1 protein-coding gene is annotated in these 3,381 nt (G+C 50.3%); it reads left to right on the forward strand.

Annotated features, from left to right (window positions below; all coding sequences use genetic code 11):
• Positions 1-3,381: condensation domain-containing protein (locus AC6ROY_RS25215; protein ID WP_500103312.1), on the forward strand; the 3,381-nt coding region annotated here is incomplete at both ends.

Here is a 3,381-nt window from a genome sequence, read left to right on the forward strand (position 1 = left end):
AGATTCGCGGCTACCGGATTGAACTGGGCGAGATCGAAGCGCAGCTGCTGCAAATTCCCTCGGTACAGGAAGCGGTTGTAATTGCGCGGGAGGAGCAGGGAGGACGGCAGCTATGTGCTTATTTCACAGCGGTTGCCGCTCTTCAAGCAGGTGAACTGCAGGAGGCGTTATCCCTGCAGCTTCCCGGTTATATGATTCCTTCGCATATTGTACAACTGGACAGCATGCCGTTAACGCCAAACGGGAAGATCAATCGCAAAGTGCTGCCTTCCCCGAACAAACATAAGCAGGCGGATGAAGGGTATAGAGCGCCTGGCACCGAGATGGAAAAGCTGCTTGCCTCCGTATGGCAAATTGTACTTAACACCGAACGCGTAGGTATAACGGATCCTTATTTTGAGTTGGGCGGTGATTCGATTAAGTCGATTCAGATCGCGTCCAGGCTGCATCAAGCAGGCTACAAGCTCGAAATCCGCGACTTGTTTAAATATCCGACGATCAAGCAGCTTAGCCCACATATTCAGCCGCTAATTAGGAAAATCGAGCAGCGAGAGGTGACTGGCAAGTCCGCTTTGACACCGATTCAGCATTGGTTTTTCAACCAGCAATTTGCCGACCCGCATCATTTCAATCAGTCCGTGATGTTGTATCGGCGGGAGGGCTTTGACGTAGCCGCGCTCCATCATGTGCTGCATAAATTGGTGGAACATCATGATGCCCTGCGGATGGTATTTCGCCGGGAGGAGCAGGGCTGGCAGGCATGGAATCGTGGAGTCGATGAAGGTGAGCTGTATGCGCTAGAGGTTGTTGATTTCACGGGCTTGGCGGATTGGGAGCACCAAATTGAAGTCAAAGCAAACGACATGCAGGGCCGGATGGATCTGGAAACGGGTCCACTGATCCAAACGGGGCTGTTCCGGAGCGATGAAGGCGACCATTTGCTTCTCGTTATTCATCATGGTGTTGTGGATGGGGTATCGTGGCGCATACTAATGGAGGATATCGCAGCGGGCTACGAACAGGCGATCAAGGGAGAAGCCATTCATTTTCCGGCCAAGTCGGATTCTTTTCAGGCTTGGTCTGAACAATTGATGCTCTACGCGCAAAGTAAGGCGTTGGAACACGAAGTCGCTTATTGGGAAAGCAGCGTATCAGCTTCGGTACAACCGTTACCCAAGGACTGGCTGGCGGTAAACTCCTTACAGCAGGATAGTCAAGTCATTGTTGTACAGATAAGCCGGGCAGAGACAGAGCGTTTGGTTAAAGAAGTTCATCGGGCGTATAACACGAATATGAACGATATTTTGGTAACTGCGCTGGCTATGGCTGTGCAGAAGTGGTCTGGGCAAGACCGGGTGCTTATCAATGTGGAAGGCCATGGGCGAGAGTCTATTTTTCCGGATATAGATATGACACGGACCGTCGGATGGTTTACAAGCAAATATCCGGTAGAGCTTAACCTTAGACAGGACCAAGGTCTGTCCCGCTCCATCAAGCAGACCAAGGAGCATTTGCGTCGAATTCCGAATAAGGGGTTGGGATACGGGATATGCCGCTACTTGTTTAAGACCTCCGATCATGCTGTCTGGCAGGTAGAGCCTGAAATCAGCTTTAATTATTTGGGTCAATTCGATGAGGATTTACAGCATAACAGTCTGGAAATGTCACCATGTTCGTCAGGCCAGCAAGCAAGCAGCCGGCAGCATCGCTGCTACACCTTGGACATTAATGGTGCGGTGCTTGATGGCTCCTTGTCTCTTGATCTGAGTTATAGTTCAAAGGAGTACCGCGTGGAAACGATGGAGGGCCTTGCTGAGCATCTGCAGGAGAGTCTCCGGGGGATTATCGCCCACTGCGTAGCAAAGGAACAGGCGGAGTTGACGCCAAGCGATCTCCAGTTTAGCGGATTAAGTATGGAAGAACTGGGCCAGATAACCACAGCAGCCCGGTCAATCGGGGAAATTGAAAATATTTACATGCTCACGCCGATGCAGAAAGGGATGTGGTTTCATAACATCATGGATCGGCAGGCGGGTGCGTATTTTGAACAAGCGCAATTTACGCTGCAAGGTGCGCTTGACGTCGAGTTGTTTGCCCGCTGCTGGAAGGAGCTGGCTGAGCGTCATACCGTTTGGCGGACTAATTTTTACCGCAATAGGAAGGGAGAGCCGTTGCAAGTAGTGTTTCGCAATAGGCCAGTAGGTTTTGTTTACAAAGATTTGCGTCATCTGGATGATTATGAGCAAACGCTGCAAATCAAAAATATGGCAGAGGAAGACAAGCTTCGGGGATTTGATCTTGAGCAAGACGCACTTGTGCGGGCAACGGTGCTGCGTTTGAATGAGGAAAATTACCGGGTGATTTGGAGCTTCCAGCATATTATTATGGACGGTTGGTGCTTGCCGCAACTGATGCAGGAATGGTTTGACCTGTATTCAGCCTGGGGGCGAGAGCTGCTTCCTGCAAGGCCAGCTGCTCCAGCTCCGGTCTATGGAGAGTACATCGAGTGGCTGGACAAGCAAGATATGGAGACTTCATCCAACTATTGGAGGGAATATCTAGTCGGCTATGAAGGGCAAACCGTTTTGTTGCCATGGAACCGGGAAAGTCGAAGCAAGCCTTATGCGCAAGCGTATGTAGAGGGGGACTTGGACCAGCGTTTAAGTGAACGCATGCATCTGGTGGCGAATAAGCGGCAGGTTACCTTGAATATCATGCTGCAAGCTGCTTGGGGCCTTCTGCTGCAAAAGCTAAACGGAACCGGTGATGTAGTATTCGGCAGCGTCGTATCGGGAAGACCTGCCGAAATCGCAGGCATCGAAAATATGATCGGGTTGTTTATTAACACGATCCCGACTCGCGTTCGATGCGAATCGGATACGGTGATTGCCGATTTGCTGGCAACGCTGCAGGAACAGGCGCTAGAATCGGCTCGCCATGAGTACTATCCGTTATATGAGGTTCAGGCGCAGAGCATACAGAAGCAGGATCTCATTAACCATATTATGGTATTTGAAAATTATCCTAGAGACAAGCAGATGGAACAGAACGAGAACTCTCTGAAGATCAAAGATGTAGATATCACCGAGCAAACGAATTATGACTTCAATTTGACAGTGGTTCCCGGAGCTACCATTGAGTTTCGGTTCGATTACAATGGCAATGTCTTTGATAAGGTCAGCATGGAGCGGTTGAAGGGACATTGGCTGCATGTACTGACACAGATTGCGGCTGATCCTTATAGAACCGTCGGACAACTGGAGCTGATGACAGCTGCAGAGAAGGCTGAAACGATCGAACGGTATAATGCGACAGATACGGACTACCCGAAGGAAAAAACGATCCATAAGTTATTCGAGGAGCAGGTGGAGCGAACGCCGG

The sequence above is a fragment of the Paenibacillus sp. sg306046 genome, assembly GCF_059821225.1.